The organism is Pseudomonas sp. NPDC087804, from assembly GCF_044742965.1.
GTDB lineage: Bacteria > Pseudomonadota > Gammaproteobacteria > Pseudomonadales > Pseudomonadaceae > Aquipseudomonas > Aquipseudomonas rustica.
Genome location: NZ_JBIUVN010000001.1, coordinates 257,039 through 274,475 on the forward strand (window position 1 = coordinate 257,039; position 17,437 = coordinate 274,475).

Consider the following 17,437-nt stretch of genomic DNA (forward strand, 5'->3'; position numbering starts at 1 on the left):
TCAAGCGACGGCTACGACGTCGAGAATCCGCTGCACCACCCGATCCTGATCGATGCCGGCGGCTTCGGCTTCAAACGACAAAATAATGCGGTGACGCAACACGTCGAACAGCACCGCTTGAATGTCTTCCGGGCTGACGAAGTCGCGACCGGCCAGCCAGGCGTGGGCGCGGGCGCAGCGGTCGAGGGCGATCGAGCCGCGTGGGCTGGCGCCATAGGCAATCCACTCGGCCATTTCCGGATCGAACTTGGCCGGCGTACGGGTGGCCATGACCAGTTGCACCAGGTATTCCTCCACGGCATCGGCCATGTACAGACCGAGGATTTCCTTGCGCGCGGCGAAGATCGCCTGCTGGCTGACCCGGCGCTCGGGCTTGGTCTCGCCATTCAGCGCTTCGCCACGGGCCTGTTGGAGGATGCGGCGTTCGACGGCGGCATCCGGGAAGCCGATTTTTACGTGCATCAAGAAGCGGTCGAGCTGGGCTTCCGGTAGCGGATAGGTGCCTTCCTGCTCGATCGGGTTCTGCGTGGCCATCACCAAGAACAGTGGCGACAGCTCGTAGGTGCTGCGGCCGACGCTGACCTGACGCTCGGCCATGGCTTCGAGCAGCGCCGATTGCACCTTGGCCGGCGCGCGGTTGATTTCGTCCGCCAGCACGAGGTTGTGGAAGATTGGCCCTTGCTGGAACACGAAACTGCCGGTTTCCGGGCGATAGATTTCGGTGCCGGTGATGTCGGCGGGCAGCAGGTCAGGGGTGAACTGGATGCGATGGAACTGGGCTTCGATGCCCTCGGCGAGTTCTTTGATCGCTTTGGTCTTGGCCAGACCCGGGGCGCCCTCGACCAGCATATGGCCGTCGGCGAGCAGGGCGATGAGCAAACGCTCGATGAGTTTTTCCTGGCCGAGAATCTGCGTTGAAAGAAAGGTTCGCAGCGCCAGCAGCGCTTCACGATGTTCCATCGGTGACTGTTCCTGGAAAGGGGTGGCCACGGGCGTTCGGATAACGCCGGGGCTGGGGGCGTTACTTTAATCCATCGCGGGGGGTGGCGACTAACGGCATTTTGCGCAAAGTGCGGGAAATGACTGGGGGAATTGTTGGATTTTTGTAGCAGGGGAGTGATTGGTTGCCTGTGCTGGCCCTATCGCGAGCAGGCTCACTCCTACAATGGATCGTCGTATACCGGCCTGTAGGAGTGAGCCTGCTCGCGATGGGGCCAGTCCGGATACCATCAAACCTCGTTAATAAACGTGCCCGTCCCATCCAGAATATTCGTCAGCGTCTCCACCACCTCATCCAGATCAACCATATCCGGGTTAAAGCTGATCTCCAGCACATCATCCCCATTCAACGCATCAGCATCCGCCGCGCCGATTTCAATCTTCAGCAGCGTCGAGGTCAACGTGACCTTCACGCCGTCCAGCGTCGAAGGCTCGCCGTCCAGGGTGATTTCCAGCTCATCCTCGTCCGGATAGCGGCTCATCAGGAACATGTCGCCCTTGTCGCTGTGGCAGCAGAGCATGGCCATGTTGTCTTCTTCGTCGTCGCATGGGTTGACGATCAATAGGGCGGTGGTCATTTGCATGGGGAATTCCTGGTGGGCTAACGCGGTAGACAGTGCGCAAAAAGTGCGATTTTGCCAGCCTGAGGGAATTTCTGCTGAAACATCGTCGAATGCAGGGCTGTTCTTAAAGACTATTCCCAGAGTCGAGTAAGAAAAATCCGCTGGCCTCGTAGGGTTTTTGAGAAGAATAAAAATAGCGTGAATTGGAGGCCTTTTCGCTTGTTTTGGCGGATGTTTGCCGTCAGATTTTGCTGTTCGAACGCAACGGAGTGCGATGGCCAACATGCAAAAAAGGATGTCTTTTGATGAAGCGATATTTCCAATGGGCGCAAGAAATCAGTCATCTGTCCGAGGAGCAGGTGGAACAGCTTTACCAGCGCTACCTCAGCGGCGAAAAAACCGCCGACCTGATCGCCGAGTACAAACTGCCGGATACCGTACGCAGTGTATTGAAAGTGCTGCCGCCGATCGTCAGTGCTGACCTGACATGCCCATATTGTGAATTGCCGATGTGGATGCACCGACCCTCACGCGGCACTCCGGTTTCCCTGCGCAGTGCTTACAAATGTGTGAAGTGCGAGCATCAATACTTCACCGCCGGTGCGGGCTCGCGGCGCAGTGTGTGTGGTTGTGATGCCTGTGTCCGGCTGCGCAAACAGCAACTCGCCGATCAGGCCGAACGTGACCGCAGTGATCTGGCCGCACGCTACGGTACGCCAAGCCCACCGGTGCCCTTTGCCAGTCTTGGATTCCAGCAAAAAGTAGCTCTGCTGGCGTTACTGGATGACGGCGGTCAAGGCGCAGGCGAACGCATTGCCGCGCTTGATGCTGAAATCAGAGGGGAAAAGCTCACGTCCACCGACGCTTTCAGTGAAGAGTTGGTGAAAGGTCTGCACGAGGCGGGCGCCTTGCAGGTCGATACGGTATCGGACATTCGGGCGTTCAATCGGGCCGACGAGTTCAGCATCAGCACGTATTCGGCCGTTTACTGGCGGGCCAACATCGCCCTGGACGAGGGCGTGCGCTGCACGCGCGATATGCTCTATCTGGCCCTGTACGAAGAATTGTCCGGGCCTGTACTGCCAGGGTGGAAACGTGAGTTGTACGCATTGATCTTCAGGCTCGCGCGGGAGGAATCCATTCAATACGTTCACCTGCAGGCCAATATGGTCGGTATGGCGTTCACCGCCGAAGCCCGCGCCGACTCAGTGATCGGCACGTTGCTGCAGAACTTCTCGGTCAGCCAGATCTACTACTTCGCCAGAGTCGCGGTGAAAAGCGCTGCGCATTTCTATGCCACCGGCAACTCCAAGGGCCGCACTCACGCCTCCAACACCATTCCGCGCAATATGCAGAGCACCGCACAGCTCGCGTTGGCGGAGAACTGGCGCAAGGACAGCTACCGCGATACACGTGTGCCGCAGCCGGCCATGACCCGCCTGCTTTACGACGTCGTGCTCAAGGACAGCGGTGCCGGTTTTTCCAAGTCGCCGGGGCTGTTCTGGCGAGACGAGTTTGTGCCTCGGTTTCTCACCGGTTCGCCGGTCGCCGCACCGCAGGTCGACTATCCGCAGTTGTTCTGCCGCGAGTGCGACTCCAGCAATATCGACGCCAGCATGGACAAATTGACCCTGCAGATGCAGTGCTACGACTGCGCCACCGTGAGCAAATTCCGGGCCTATGAAGAGTTGCCGGACTGATCCGTGTCAAAAGCCAGTGCTGAACCGGATGCCACGCTCAGGGTCGATAGAACGGCCCTGAGGGTTTTCGTTTCTGGATATGTAGCCGCCACGGGGCAGCGATTGGCACGAATGTCCCGTAAAACCGGGCATTCCCCCCGTCGTTTTCCGCCACGGCTGCTAGTGTTTACCGGTGCGAAAGCCTTCATTTACCTGCCTATGAACGAATATGTCGCAGCACCGCAAGCAGACACATTGTCGCAGCCATTAAGCTGCGCAACGGATGAGCACCCGTAAAGGCATTGTCGGCAAGCCTGGCAGTCGACCCACACTGCGGTCGAAGTCCTGCACCACGACCTGCCATTCCTCGTCGACTCGGTTCGTACCGAACTGAACCGTCGCGGCTACAGCATCCACACCCTGCAAACCACCGTGCTCAGCGTGCGTCGTGGCAGCAAGGGCGAGTTGCTGGAAATCCTGCCGAAAGGCACCCAGGGCGACGGCATTCTGCAAGAGTCGTTGATGTACCTGGAAATCGACCGCTGCGCCAACGCGGCCGAACTGAATGTGCTGAGCAAAGAGCTGGAACAGGTTCTCGGTGAAGTCCGCGTTGCGGTCGCCGATTTTGAGCCGATGAAAGCCAAGGTGCAGGAAATCCTCACCAAACTCGACAACAGCGCGTTCGCCGTCGATGCCGAAGAAAAGAACGAAATCAAAAGCTTCCTGGAATGGCTGGTGGGCAACCACTTCACCTTCCTCGGCTACGAAGAATTCGTGGTCACCGATCAAGCCGATGGCGGCCACATCGAGTACGACCAGAACTCCTTCCTTGGCCTGACCAAACTGCTGCGCACCGGCCTGACCTACGACGACCTGCGCATCGAAGACTACGCGGTGAACTACCTGCGCGAACCGACCCTGCTGTCGTTCGCCAAGGCTGCGCACCCGAGCCGTGTGCACCGTCCGGCTTACCCGGATTACGTGTCGATCCGTGAAATCGACGCCGACGGTAAAGTCATCAAAGAACACCGTTTCATGGGCCTGTACACCTCGTCGGTGTATGGCGAGAGCGTGCGGGTCATCCCGTTCATCCGCCGCAAGGTCGCCGAAATCGAACACCGCTCCGGCTTCCAGTCCAAGGCTCACTTGGGCAAAGAACTGGCGCAGGTACTCGAAGTGCTGCCGCGTGATGACCTGTTCCAGACCCCGGTCGACGAGCTGTTCAGCACCGTGATGTCGATCGTGCAGATCCAGGAGCGCAACAAGATCCGCGTGTTCCTGCGCAAAGACCCGTACGGTCGTTTCTGCTACTGCCTGGCCTACGTGCCGCGCGACATTTATTCCACCGAAGTTCGCCAGAAGATCCAGCAAGTGCTGATGGAGCGCCTGAAGGCTTCCGACTGCGAATTCTGGACGTTCTTCTCCGAGTCCGTGCTGGCTCGCGTTCAGCTGATCCTGCGTGTCGACCCGAAAAACCGTCTCGACATCGATCCGCTGCTGCTGGAAAAAGAAGTCGTGCAGGCTTGCCGCAGCTGGCAGGACGACTACGCCGCACTGACCGTCGAAAGCTTCGGCGAAGCCCACGGCACCAACGTGCTGGCGGACTTTCCGAAAGGCTTCCCGGCCGGTTACCGCGAGCGTTTCGCTGCGCATTCGGCCGTGGTCGACATGCAGCACCTGCTGAGCCTCAACGAAAAAAATCCGCTGGTGATGAGCTTCTATCAGCCGCTGGGCCAGGTCTCCGGCCAACGCGAGCTGCATTGCAAGCTGTACCACGCCGACACGCCGCTGGCGCTGTCCGACGTGCTGCCGATTCTGGAAAACCTAGGCCTGCGCGTACTGGGTGAATTCCCGTACCGTCTGCGTCACACCAATGGCCGCGAGTTCTGGATTCACGACTTCGCCTTCACTGCCGCTGAAGGTCTGGATCTCGACATCCAGCAACTCAACGACACCCTGCAGGACGCCTTTGTTCACATCGTCCGTGGCGAAGCCGAGAACGATGCGTTCAACCGTCTGGTGCTGACTGCTGGCCTGCCTTGGCGCGACGTCGCACTGCTGCGCGCTTACGCCCGTTACCTGAAGCAGATTCGTCTGGGCTTCGATCTGGGTTACATCGCCAGCACCCTGAACAACCACACCGACATCGCTCGCGAGTTGACCCGGTTGTTCAAGACCCGCTTCTATCTGGCGCGCAAGCTCAGCGACGACGATCTGGAAGACAAGCAACAGCGTCTGGAACAAGCGATTCTGACGGCACTGGACGACGTTCAGGTGCTCAACGAAGACCGCATCCTGCGTCGTTACCTCGACCTGATCAAAGCGACCCTGCGTACCAACTTCTATCAGACTGATGCCAACGGCCAGAACAAGTCGTACTTCAGCTTCAAGTTCAACCCGCACGCGATCCCTGAACTGCCGAAGCCAGTGCCGAAGTTCGAAATCTTCGTCTACTCGCCACGCGTTGAAGGCGTGCACCTACGCTTCGGTAACGTCGCCCGTGGCGGTCTGCGCTGGTCCGACCGTGAAGAAGACTTCCGCACCGAAGTTCTTGGCCTGGTAAAAGCTCAACAAGTGAAGAACTCGGTCATCGTGCCAGTGGGCGCGAAGGGCGGCTTCCTGCCGCGTCGCCTGCCTCTGGGCGGCAGCCGTGACGAGATCGCCGCCGAGGGCATCGCCTGCTACCGCATCTTCATTTCCGGTCTGTTGGACATCACCGACAACCTGAAAGACGGCGCGCTGGTGCCGCCATTGAACGTGGTTCGCCACGACGATGACGACCCGTACCTGGTAGTGGCGGCGGACAAGGGCACTGCAACCTTCTCCGACATCGCCAACGGCATCGCCATCGACTACGGCTTCTGGCTGGGTGACGCGTTTGCGTCCGGTGGTTCGGCCGGTTACGACCACAAGAAAATGGGCATTACCGCCAAAGGCGCGTGGGTCGGCGTACAACGTCACTTCCGCGAGCGCGGCATCAATGTTCAAGAAGACAGCATCACTGTTGTCGGCGTCGGCGACATGGCCGGTGACGTGTTCGGTAACGGCCTGTTGATGTCCGACAAGCTGCAACTGGTCGCTGCCTTCAACCACCTGCACATTTTCATCGATCCAAACCCGAACCCGGCGACCAGCTTCGTCGAGCGTCAGCGCATGTTCGACCTGCCGCGTTCGGCTTGGACCGACTACGACACCAGCATCATGTCCGAAGGCGGCGGTATCTTCTCGCGCAGCGCGAAGAGCATCGCAATTTCCCCGCAGATGCAGGAACGCTTCGACATCAAGGCTGACAAGCTGACCCCGACCGAACTGCTGAATGCCTTGCTCAAGGCGCCAGTGGATCTGCTGTGGAACGGCGGTATCGGCACTTACGTCAAGGCCAGCACTGAAAGCCACGCCGATGTCGGCGACAAGGCCAACGATGCATTGCGCGTAAACGGCAACGAGCTGCGCTGCAAAGTCGTGGGCGAGGGCGGTAACCTCGGCATGACCCAATTGGGTCGTGTCGAATTCGGTCTGAATGGCGGCGGTTCCAACACCGACTTCATCGACAACGCCGGTGGCGTGGACTGCTCCGACCACGAAGTGAACATCAAGATCCTGCTGAACGAAGTGGTTCAGGCCGGTGACATGACCGACAAGCAACGCAACCAGTTGCTGGCGAGCATGACCGACGAAGTCGGCAATCTGGTGCTGGGCAACAACTACAAGCAGACTCAGGCGCTGTCGCTGGCGGCGCGTCGTGCTTATGCGCGCATCGCTGAGTACAAGCGTCTGATGGGCGATCTGGAAGGCCGTGGCAAGCTGGACCGTGCCATCGAGTTCCTGCCGACCGAAGAGCAACTGGCCGAGCGCATTGCTGAAGGCCACGGTCTGACCCGTCCTGAGCTGTCGGTGCTGATCTCGTACAGCAAAATCGACCTCAAAGAGCAGCTGTTGGGCTCCTTGGTGCCGGACGACGATTACCTGACCCGCGACATGGAAACGGCGTTCCCGCCGACCCTGGTCAGCAAGTTCTCCGAAGCCATGCGTCGTCACCGCCTGAAGCGCGAGATCGTCAGCACCCAGATCGCCAACGACCTGGTCAACCACATGGGCATCACCTTCGTTCAACGACTCAAAGAGTCGACCGGCATGAGCCCGGCGAACGTGGCCGGTGCTTACGTGATCGTGCGCGACATCTTCCACCTCCCGCACTGGTTCCGTCAGATCGAAGCGCTGGACTATCAGGTTGCCGCTGACGTTCAGCTGGAGCTGATGGACGAGCTGATGCGTCTGGGCCGCCGTGCTACACGCTGGTTCCTGCGTGCCCGTCGCAACGAGCAGAACGCTGCCCGTGACGTCGCGCATTTCGGTCCGCACCTGAAAGAGCTGGGCCTGAAACTCGACGAGCTGCTGAGCGGCGAAATCCGTGAAAACTGGCAGGCGCGTTATCAGGCGTACGTCGAAGCCGGTGTGCCGGAATTGCTGGCGCGTATGGTGGCGGGCACCTCGCACCTGTACACCTTGCTGCCAATCATCGAAGCCTCCGACGTGACTGGCCAGAACCCTGCCGAAGTGGCGAAAGCCTACTTCGCCGTGGGCAGTGCGCTGGACATCACCTGGTACCTGCAACAGATCAGCGCGCTGCCGGTTGAAAACAACTGGCAAGCCCTGGCCCGTGAAGCGTTCCGTGATGATGTCGACTGGCAGCAACGCGCGATCACCATCTCCGTCCTGCAACAGGGCGACGGCACACTGGACGTGGAAGCACGTCTGGCGCTGTGGATGGAGCAACACGAAAGCATGATCTCGCGCTGGCGCGCCATGCTGGTGGAAATCCGCGCTGCGAGCGGCACGGACTACGCCATGTACGCGGTGGCCAACCGTGAACTGCTGGATCTGGCGTTGAGCGGGCAAGCAGTAGTGCCTGCTGCGACTGCGAATGCCGAGCTTGAAACGGCATAAGTAAGCGCTGAATGAAAAAGCCCCGGTATCGTGAGATGCCGGGGCTTTTTTTTGTCTCATGGATTGGTACCGACCAGTGTAGGAGCTGCCGAAGGCTGCGATCTTTTGCCTTTAAAAGATCAAGATCAAAAGATCGCAGCCTTCGGCAGCTCCTACGGAGGGGCGATGCGGACTTGTCAACTGTCAGGTATGACAGTTGTTCTCTTTCCTCTGTAGGGCTAGAAGTCTTCAGGGATAGCGTTGCTATCACTAAATAATGGTGAAAAGGAGATTTATCATGACGAGTAAAGGTACGCCGCAGATCAAGCAAACCCTGCCTGCTCCCGAGCTGCCAGAAGTGCGGAACGGTGCGGTCAGTTTGAAAGACGTACCCACGGCCGGTTTGCGTTTTATCGTGCCAGAACACTCCGACATCAAGAACGGCGATATCGTTGTTGTGCGATTTGGGGAGGCGGGTGACGACTGTCCCTGGGAAACGAAGCATACGGTAGATCGACCAGTGTCGTTTACGCTTCACGTACCTCGTACAGTTTTATTGGATTTGACAGGTAAGACAGCGTATGCGGTTTATTGGGTTGATAAGCATCCGTACCCGGGTTCTCGAAGTGTGGCAGTTAAAGTTACACACTGACGATCGTGAGGCTCTATCGCGGCGTCTGGACGCGATAAGGCGTTGACCTATTTTTGATCGGTGCTGAGACGTTAAATAGAAAAGCCCCGGTATTTAGAGAGGCCGGGGCTTTTTTGTGTCTGCGGGTTTTGTGGTGCCTATTGCGGCCCTTTCGCGAGCAAGCCCGCTCCCACAGGAGGTACGCATTTCAAATGTGGGAGGGGGCTTGCTCGCGAAGAGGCCCTTACATTCAATACAACTTCTGAGCCGGTTTAGTATCAAGCATCGACACTTTATCCGCAGGCCGTGCGACTAAATTGTTGAGCGATTGGTCAAACTTTTGCAGCGCCCGAACTTGCACGTCTTGCTGCTGGTTAATATCGGCAACAATCTCTTCCGAGCGTTTGAAGTCCGCCCACACCGGTGTCAGTTCTTTCGCTTCTGAACCTTTCGCCGTGCCGATGTAGTTCAATCCTGCATCATAAAAATCGGCACTCACGTCAGCCTTGATGTCGGAGCTGCGTGAGGTGATTAGCTGGCTGTGGGTGTCGACGATTGCGGTGACATCCGGTTTGGCTGCACGCAAGCTTTGCATGTCCGGATACACCGTCACTGAACCGAACTGGCGTTGCAGGGAGGCGTTGACCCATTCCACTGCCATGTCCGGTTTCGAGCTGGCGACGTAGGCGTCGTGGATCGGCTGTACCAGCAGGCTCTGGCCGAAACCGGTGCCGGCGTTGGCTTGATAGTCGCGCAGGTATTCGCGGTTGCTCTGGGTGCTTGGGCTGTAGACCACGCCGAGCGAGACGCCGGGACCGCTTTTTACCTGAGTGGCGCTACTGCGACCGGTTGGATGCGGCAGCAGGGTATCGAGAGACGAGACTGCTTTTGGCGCCGTAGGCACTGAACAGGCGGAGAGGGCTAAAACCGATATCGCCAACATACTGGTGAACGCAAGTTTCATGGTGTTTCTCCCGTGAAACAACATCAGTCGGAAAGTTTAAAGTTGCCGTCAATGACGGCAGTTAATTCAGACTACCCCCGTCGCACGGCAAATAAGCTGACAATTTGCTGTCTGGTTTTGTATTGAATAGTTTTATTTGCTGTAAACCGATCCGGTTAATTGCATCGGGATATAAAAAGGCGCAAATCGGCAATTTGCGCCTTTTTATTTATGGCTGGCTAAACAACCATCAGTTTTTCAGCGGAATCAGCACTTGCTCATCCGGGGACAGCACCATGAACACCAGCAACTTGGCTGGCTTGGTTTGGCTGGCGTTTTTCGAAACCAAATGCTCGGAACCGGCCGGTTCGTACCAGAACTGACCTTTCTTATAGGTGATCGCCTGTTCGCCCTTGACCTGAGAGATCACTTCGCCTTCGAGCACGTAGGCCATCGCGGTGCCGTCGTGTTTGTGGGCGATGGAAGACTGGCCGGGTTTGTAGTCGACTTCGATCATCATGGCTTTTTTGCCGGGGGCGTTTTTCAGCATCTGGTCTTGCAGTACGGTGACTTTTTCCGAGGGGTCGTGGGCGAAGGCCGAGGTGGAGAGGGCCAGGGCGAGGGCGGCAGCGACAAGGTGCAGGGTTTTCATGGTGGATTACCGGTTGGGGGGTGGTTGGTAATCACAGTAGTCCGAGGGGCGGGGCAAGCAAACGGCCAATATTCGGGAAGATTGGGTGACCAATTACGGTTTGCACAAAAAGCAAAGATCGCAGCCTTCGGCAGCTCCTACAGTGAACGAATTCCAATGTAGGAGCTGCCGAAGGCTGCGATCTTTTGATTTTCTAAACAATGGGAAAACTGTTGAAGTCCACACTATTGGCCAGCCGGCTATCGATCAAGTCTATAAACCCCTGCGCTTCAGGCCGGTTGAAATGCGCCTGCATCGCCGCTTCCGACTGCCAGCGCGCACTGACCGTCCAGCGGTGGCTGTCCTCGGGGCAGCGGTCGACCAGGTAGGAATCGCAGCCCGGCGTTTGGCGCAGGGTTTCGACGATCCTTTGCAGTTGCTTGCCCAGCTCGTCAGAGCGGCCGGCAGCAGCCTGCACCTGCACCGTGTTGATCACTTCGTTGGACATTGCTCACACTCCTGAATCAGGCCGGACGAATCCTGCTCATTGAGGGATAACGCCTGTGCAGAATAGGCCTGCACCCGCCGATCACCAATAACCAATCGGCGGTTAATCCGTTAGGCCAATCGCTCAGGCAACTTGCTGGAGAATGTCGCGCAGGCGATCGAGGGCGATATCAATGTCCAGCGTCTCAATCGCGCCGAAGCCAAAGTACAAACCATCACGCGGTGTCTGCTGGTAATAAAAGCCATTGATGGCGTAGAGACCGACTTCGACCTTTTTCGCCAGTTCGATCACCAGCGGCAGGTCGATCGGCACTTTGCAAAACACCGCCATGTGGAATCCGGCACTGGCCGGCACCGCATCAAGCCAAGGCGACAGATCGCTGGCCATGCGCGCCAGAATCCGTTCGCGGCGCTGCGCATAAATCGTGTGGCAGCGGCGAATATGCTTGAGCAAACAGCCCTCGGCGATGAACTTGGCCAGCGCCCATTGCGGCAGGGTGGACGCGTGCAAATCGGTGAGCTGCTTGGCGCGGATCACCGCTTCGAGGATCGCCGGCGGCAGAATTCCGTAGCCCAGGCGCAACTCGGGCAGCAAGGTTTTCGAGAAGGTGCCTACATACGCGACGAGACCGCGCTGGTCGAGGTTGTACAGCGAATCAGTGGGCCGGCCTTCGTAGCGAAACTCGCTGTCGTAATCGTCCTCGATGATGATTGCGCCGAGCTCATGCGCACGCACCAGCAAGGCTTCGCGGCGCGCCTGACTCATCGGCATGCCCAGCGGAAACTGGTGCGACGGCGTCACGTAAATCAGCCGCGTGCCTTCGGGAATGTGTTCGACCTGAATGCCCTCGGCATCCACTGGAATACCGACCACGGTGGCGCCATGCGTGCCGAACAGCAGGCGTGCCGGCGGATAACCCGGGTCTTCCATCGCCACCAGACTGCCGGGACGCAGCAGCACGCGGGCGATCAGATCCAGCGCCTGTTGCGCGCCGTTGCAGACCACGATGTCTTCGTCCTGACAGTTCACCCCACGAGAAAATGCGATGTGTCGGGCAATCGCGTTGCGCAGCGACGGCAAACCTTCGGCAACGCTGTAAAAGCCTTTCGACTGCGCCATCTGCCGCATCGCATGGGCGACGCAGCGCCGCCAGTCATCCTGGGGAAACTGGCCCTTGCTGGTGGCGCCGCCAATGAAGTCGTAACGCAGCGAACCTTCCAGTGTCGGGTGCCGCAGGAACACCGGCAGATTGCGCCAGCTCTCGATCACCTCGGCACTGGCCAATTCGCTGTGACTTTGCTTGCGCTGAACCTGCGCCGGGCGCGCGTTGACGTAGGTGCCTTTGCCGATCACGCCGGTGAGGAAGTTTTCGTAGGTCAGTTGCGCGTAAGTGTCGGAGATGGTCTTGCGCGAGATCCCCAGTTGCTCGGCGAGCAAGCGGCTGGGCGGCAATTGCGTGCCAGCGGCCAGACGCCCGGATTCGATGGCGCCGCGCAGCTGTTGGTACAACTGACCGGCGAGATCCTTGCGGCCGTTGATCACGACATGAAGTTCCATACCGACGTGGCTCCGAGGCAATGTGAAGTGCCCGCCAGATTAGCGCTGTTGGGCGATTGGCAGAAGTTGCGCAGCACAAATACCCGAAATTGGCATAAACCCCTGTAGGAGCTGCCGAAGGCTGCGATCTCTTGATGTTGCTTTTTAAGATCAAGAGATCGCAGCCTTCGGCAGCTCCTACAAGGGATTTGTGTTGAGCCCGCTATTGGTGTGGCACTTTTCCGTGGAATTGGGGCTGTAACGCTAGCCTTTTGGCGCTTACTTTGAAGTCTTTATTGCGCCTGCCGAGATCAAGCTATGTCCCCGCGTCTGGATTACTACAGCGCTTCACCCAAAGCGATGAAAGCGATGATTGCCATGGAGGCGCTGACCAGCAACTTGAGCATCGAACAGCCGTTGCTGCAACTGATCAAGATCCGCGCCTCGCAACTTAATAGCTGTGCGTTTTGCACGGATATGCATTCGGTCGAAGCCCGGCGAGCGGGGGAGAGTGACCGGCGGTTGTATGCGATTGCAGTGTGGCGTGACAGCGGGTTTTTCAATCCTCGTGAACGCGCGGCACTGGCTTGGGCGGAGGCGGTGACCTTGTTGGCGGAAAGCCATGTGCCGGATGACGTGTATCAACAGGCGCGCGAGCAGTTTAACGAAGCGGAACTGGTCGACCTGACCATGGCCGTGACCACGATCAACAGCTGGAATCGCCTGGCGGTGAGTTTTCGGCAAACCCCGAGCGATTAGTAGCCCGCCACCTTTAAATCTGTAGGAGCAAAGCTTGCTCGCGAAAGCGGTGGCCCATTCGAATAATATGTTGGCAGGAATGGCCTCTTCGCGAGCAAGCTCTGCTCCTACAAGGTTTCGGTAGGTTAGTTGTTGTTAGTTGGATTTAGTGTTGCCTGGGCAACACTTATGTTGCTCTAAGCACACTCCGCCAAGCCGATATAACCTAAGCGTTATTGGTTCTTTTGCCACAGCTCTCCGCTCGTCTAGCATCGGCCTCCAAGGGGAAAAGCTTACTTTTGGGGATCCTGCGTTCTATTTGCACTTTCCGATCTAACAGCCTTCGCTGCCTTCCTGTTTTATAAAACTACAGCAGACATTGCCGTGCACTGATGGCCGACGACTTTTGGTTGGCAGGGCCGGGTATTAGCTGCGATTCAAGGAGCTGTTGCATGTATTACCGTTCGCGTTCATTACTCGCTGCTGCTGTGCTCACGTCCATCTGGCAACTTCCCGCGCAAGCTGACGATGAGGCCAAACTCGACACCGTATTGGTGACCGGCACACGCGGCACATCCCGCACCGTGCTGGATTCGCCAGTGCCGGTCGACGTGCTCACCGCTGATGACCTGAAAGCCGCCGGCGCCGCGGATGGCGAATTGGGCGCGGCGTTGCAGACGTTGTTGCCATCGTTCAGCCTGCCGCGCCAGTCCAACTCCGGCGGTGCCGACCATGTACGCGCCGCTCAACTGCGCGGCATGAGCCCGGATCAGGTGTTGGTGCTGGTCAACGGTAAACGCCGGCACACTTCGGCGGTGGTCAACGACTCCTCGAAGATCGGTCGCGGCACGGCGCCGGTGGATTTCAACTCGATCCCGATCAGCGCGATCAAACGCATCGAAGTGCTGCGTGACGGCGCCGGTGCGCAGTACGGCTCCGATGCGATTGCCGGGGTGATCAACATCATCCTTGACGACGCCCCCGAGGGCGGCGAAGTGACGACGAGCTACGGCGCCTATCACACCCATCAGGACGCGATCGGCAAAACCACCACCGACGGCCAGAACAGCGTGACCACCGCGAAGATCGGCACGCGCCTCGGCGAGGAGGGCGGCTTCATTCGCGGCGGCACCGAGTACAAGGATCGCAACCCGACCAATCGCGCCGGTTTCGACGGCTTCGACGACATCCCCAGCCAGCGCAACTACGTGATGGGCGACGGCATCGCCCGCGACGTCAACCTGTGGTTCAACAGCGAACTGCCGCTGGCCGGCGGCAAGGCATACAGCTTCGGCACCTACAACCAGCGCCACACCACCGGCGCCGAATTCTATCGCTACCCGTACGAGCAGCCGCAGTTCTACCCCAACGGCTACCTGCCGCAATCGCTCGGCGACAACAAGGACGTCTCCGCCACTGCCGGGTTCAAAGGCATGATCGGCGACGACTGGGACTTCGACAGCAGCGTCACCCATGGCCGTAATCGCTTCGATGGATCGACGCGGCGTACGCTCAACGTCAGCCTCGGAGAAGACTCGCCGACCGAGTTCGATACCGGCGATTACGAGTTGCGCCAGACCACGACCAACCTCGATTTCACTCGCGAACTGCGCCTCGGCGAACGCTCATTTGTGTTGGCCGTCGGCGGCGAATACCGCTACGAAAACTACCTGACTTACGCCGGTGACGCGGCTTCTTACGTTGGCTCCGGAGCCGATGGCGCCAATGGACTGCGCCCGAGCGAAGAGTCAGATCTGGATCGCAATGTGTTCGGCACTTACGCCGAGTTGTCCGGCGATCTCACCGACCGTTTCTTCGTCGACGCCGCCACGCGTTGGGAGCATTACGACGACGCCGGCAGCAAACTCACCGGTAAACTCAGTGGCCGCTACAAACTCACCGAGCAGTGGGCGGTGCGCGGCGCAGTGTCGAACAACTTCCGCGCGCCGTCTCTTGCGCAGAGCGGTTTCCAGAACACCACCAGCAACTTCGGCGACGGCGGCACGCTGACTGACATTCGCGTGCTCTCGGTTAACGATCCGATTGCCCGCGCATTGGGCGCAGAAAAACTTGATCCGGAAACCTCGAAAAACTTCAGCCTCGGCCTGACGTTCCAGTTGAACGAACGCTTCGATGCGTCGCTGGACGTGTTCCGCATCGACGTCAAAGACCGCATCACCCTGTCGCAACGCATCGGCAGCGATGCGCTGGAAAACTACATCAATGACAACTTCGGCGTGGCCGGCATACATGACGTCAACTTCTTCACCAACGCCGCCGACACCAGCACCCACGGCGCCGAACTGGTGCTCAACTATCATCAGCCGTTCTACGAAGGGCAACTCGGCCTGACCACCGCGTACACCTACAACCACACCAAAGTCACCAGCACCAAAGGCACGCCATCGCAATTGACCGCGCTGGGCATCGGCAATGACGCGCTGGTCGGCGTCGAAGAAACCAACACCTTGACCGACGCCGCGCCGAAGGATCGCTTCATTTTTTCCGCCAACTGGGCCAGCGAACATTGGGGTTTGCTCGGACGCCTGACGCGTCAGGGCGAGACTACTCGTGTGTTTGATTTCGGTGATTCGCAACCGGAGCAGACCTACGGTGCGGTGTGGCAACTGGACGCTGAAGTCGCCTACAAATTCACCCCGAAATTCAACATCGCCGTCGGTGGCAATAACCTCACCGACAACTACCCGGAACGCTCCGGCTCGGCGATCAACTACGGCGGCAACTTGCCGTACGACGTGCTCTCACCAATCGGCACGAACGGCGCTTACTACTACGCTCGCGCCACGTATGGTTTCTAACGCCGGGCCGGGGCGGCATCTGCCGGTGTTCCAGGCGCTGCTGATCACGCTGGGCATGGTGATCACCACCGACATCCTGAAAACCGCGCCGACCGTGGCGCTCAACGTCGGGCCGGAGCACTTCTACCTGGTGTGGGTGCTCGGCGGCGTGGCGTCGATGATCGGTGCGCTGTGCTTTGCGGAAATGGCCACGGCGTTTCCGCATCCCGGCGGCGACTACCATTTTCTGCGCACAGCGTATGGCGAGCGCATGGGGTTTCTGTTCGCTTGGTCGCGGTTTTCGGTGATGCACACCGGGTGGATTGCGTTGTCGGCGTTTATGTTTGCCGATTACGTGAATGCGGTGGTGCCGTTGGGACAGTATGGGTCGGGGCTGTTTGCCGGGGCGGTGATCGCGGCGTTGGTGCTGCTGAATCTGACGGGCAAGCACATCGGTTTCATCACGCAGACATTGCTGGTTGGCTTGCTCGCGTTAGGCTTTTTGAGCATCGCCAGTGCGGGTGTTTTTCTGGCGTGGCAAGGGGTTGAGCCGCCGCTGCCGAATTTGTCGGTTACGCCGAAAAACACGGGCATGGCCGGGTTTTCGGCGGCGATGATTTTTGTGTTTCTGGCGTTCGGCGGCTGGAGTGATGCGGCGACGTTATCGGCGGAAGTGCGCGATGGTCGGCGAGGGATTTTCATCGCCATGATCGGCGCGCTGACGGTGTTGATGATTATCTATCTGGCGCTGAATTGGGCGTTTGTTCAGGGGCTGGGATTTGCCGGATTGGCGGCGAGCAATGCGCCGGCAGTTGAACTGCTCAACCGTGCTTTTGGCGCGCCCGGGGTCATGCTGATTCTGCTGATGGTGGGGATTGCAGCGATCGCCACGATCAATTCGACGTTGCTGGTTGGCGCGCGGACTACCTACGCCGCTGCTCGCGATGTACCGCAGTTGCGCAGTTTTGGTGATTGGGATGATCGCCATGGCGTACCGCGCAAAGCGTTGCTGGCGGAGGGCGCGGTGGCGTTGTTGCTGGTGTTGTTCGGCAGTTTTACCCAGAGCGGGTTTAACACCATGGTCGAGTATTTGACCCCGGTGTATTGGTTATTTTTGAGTTTGAGCAGTGTCGCGTTGATCATATTGCGGCGGCGGTTTCCCGAGGTGGCGAGGCCGGTGCGGGTGCCGTTGTATCCGCTGTTGCCGTTGCTGTTTTTTGGGTTGTGCCTGTACATGCTGTATTCCAGCGTGACGGTGGTCGGGTATGGGGCGTTTTTGGGGATTGGCGTTCTTTTGGTTGGCGTGGTGGTTTTGGCCGGGTTGAGTCGCTTAACGGCAAACCCTCACCCCAGCCCTCTCCCGGAGGGCGAGGGGGCCGACCGAGGTGTGCTGCGTGATACATCGACCTGAAAAACCGAGTCGATTATGGATTCGGCAACGCACGTCCAAGTCGGCGAACCTCTCAAATATCCCCCAATCAGTTC

Annotated in this window: 11 protein-coding genes and 1 pseudogene; 6 read left to right on the forward strand and 6 right to left on the reverse strand. The window is 58.7% G+C overall.

Going from position 1 to position 17,437, the window contains the following annotated elements; genetic code table 11:
* Both ACIOMO_RS01220 and ACIOMO_RS01225 read right to left on the reverse strand, forming a co-directional pair.
* Window positions 1-960 (reverse strand): MoxR family ATPase, encoded by a 960-nt coding sequence (locus tag ACIOMO_RS01220; RefSeq protein WP_003218556.1) that lies wholly within the window; start codon window positions 958-960, stop codon window positions 1-3.
* A 269-nt stretch (window positions 961-1,229) separates the two neighbouring features.
* Window positions 1,230-1,583 (reverse strand): hypothetical protein, encoded by a 354-nt coding sequence (locus tag ACIOMO_RS01225; RefSeq protein WP_401237586.1) that lies wholly within the window; start codon window positions 1,581-1,583, stop codon window positions 1,230-1,232.
* A gap of 284 nt (window positions 1,584-1,867) precedes the next feature.
* Here ACIOMO_RS01225 and ACIOMO_RS01230 point away from each other — a divergent pair, with 284 nt between their 5' ends.
* The 3 genes and pseudogenes from ACIOMO_RS01230 (at window position 1,868) to ACIOMO_RS01240 (ending at window position 8,819) form a co-directional block, all read left to right on the forward strand.
* Window positions 1,868-3,262 (forward strand): hypothetical protein, encoded by a 1,395-nt coding sequence (locus ACIOMO_RS01230; protein ID WP_401237588.1) that lies wholly within the window; start codon window positions 1,868-1,870, stop codon window positions 3,260-3,262.
* A gap of 285 nt (window positions 3,263-3,547) precedes the next feature.
* A pseudogene (locus tag ACIOMO_RS01235) lies at window positions 3,548-8,188 on the forward strand (NAD-glutamate dehydrogenase); the annotation flags it as partial.
* Between the two features lie 277 nt (window positions 8,189-8,465).
* Entirely contained in the window at window positions 8,466-8,819 is a 354-nt protein-coding gene (locus tag ACIOMO_RS01240) for a hypothetical protein (protein WP_401237590.1), read from the forward strand.
* A 229-nt stretch (window positions 8,820-9,048) separates the two neighbouring features.
* Here the strand turns inward: ACIOMO_RS01240 and ACIOMO_RS01245 are convergent, their stop codons facing one another.
* From ACIOMO_RS01245 to ACIOMO_RS01260, 4 genes are all read right to left on the reverse strand, one after another.
* On the reverse strand, window positions 9,049-9,762 hold the full coding sequence (locus ACIOMO_RS01245) for a hypothetical protein (RefSeq protein WP_053121126.1): 714 nt from the start codon (window positions 9,760-9,762) through the stop codon (window positions 9,049-9,051).
* 229 nt (window positions 9,763-9,991) lie between these two features.
* Entirely contained in the window at window positions 9,992-10,393 is a 402-nt protein-coding gene (locus ACIOMO_RS01250; protein WP_212546079.1) for a cupin domain-containing protein, read from the reverse strand.
* Window positions 10,394-10,586: 193 nt separating this feature from the next.
* On the reverse strand, window positions 10,587-10,880 hold the full coding sequence (locus tag ACIOMO_RS01255) for a putative quinol monooxygenase (RefSeq protein WP_401237592.1): 294 nt from the start codon (window positions 10,878-10,880) through the stop codon (window positions 10,587-10,589).
* Between the two features lie 123 nt (window positions 10,881-11,003).
* Window positions 11,004-12,437 carry a PLP-dependent aminotransferase family protein gene (locus tag ACIOMO_RS01260; protein ID WP_053121119.1) on the reverse strand — a complete coding sequence of 478 codons (1,434 nt, stop codon included), beginning with the start codon at window positions 12,435-12,437 and terminating at the stop codon, window positions 11,004-11,006.
* A gap of 297 nt (window positions 12,438-12,734) precedes the next feature.
* Between ACIOMO_RS01260 and ACIOMO_RS01265 the strand changes: the two genes are divergently transcribed.
* The 3 genes from ACIOMO_RS01265 to ACIOMO_RS01275 all read left to right on the forward strand — a co-directional run bounded on the left by ACIOMO_RS01265 (window position 12,735) and on the right by ACIOMO_RS01275 (window position 17,363).
* Entirely contained in the window at window positions 12,735-13,175 is a 441-nt protein-coding gene (locus ACIOMO_RS01265) for a carboxymuconolactone decarboxylase family protein (RefSeq protein ID WP_401237593.1), read from the forward strand.
* Between the two features lie 431 nt (window positions 13,176-13,606).
* A complete protein-coding gene (locus tag ACIOMO_RS01270) occupies window positions 13,607-15,973 on the forward strand; it encodes a TonB-dependent receptor plug domain-containing protein (protein ID WP_401237594.1) in 2,367 nt (788 codons plus the stop codon).
* Window positions 15,963-17,363 (forward strand): APC family permease, encoded by a 1,401-nt coding sequence (locus ACIOMO_RS01275; protein WP_401237596.1) that lies wholly within the window; start codon window positions 15,963-15,965, stop codon window positions 17,361-17,363. The genes ACIOMO_RS01270 and ACIOMO_RS01275 overlap by 11 nt, the downstream gene beginning before the upstream one ends.
* Window positions 17,364-17,437: the final 74 nt, after the last annotated feature.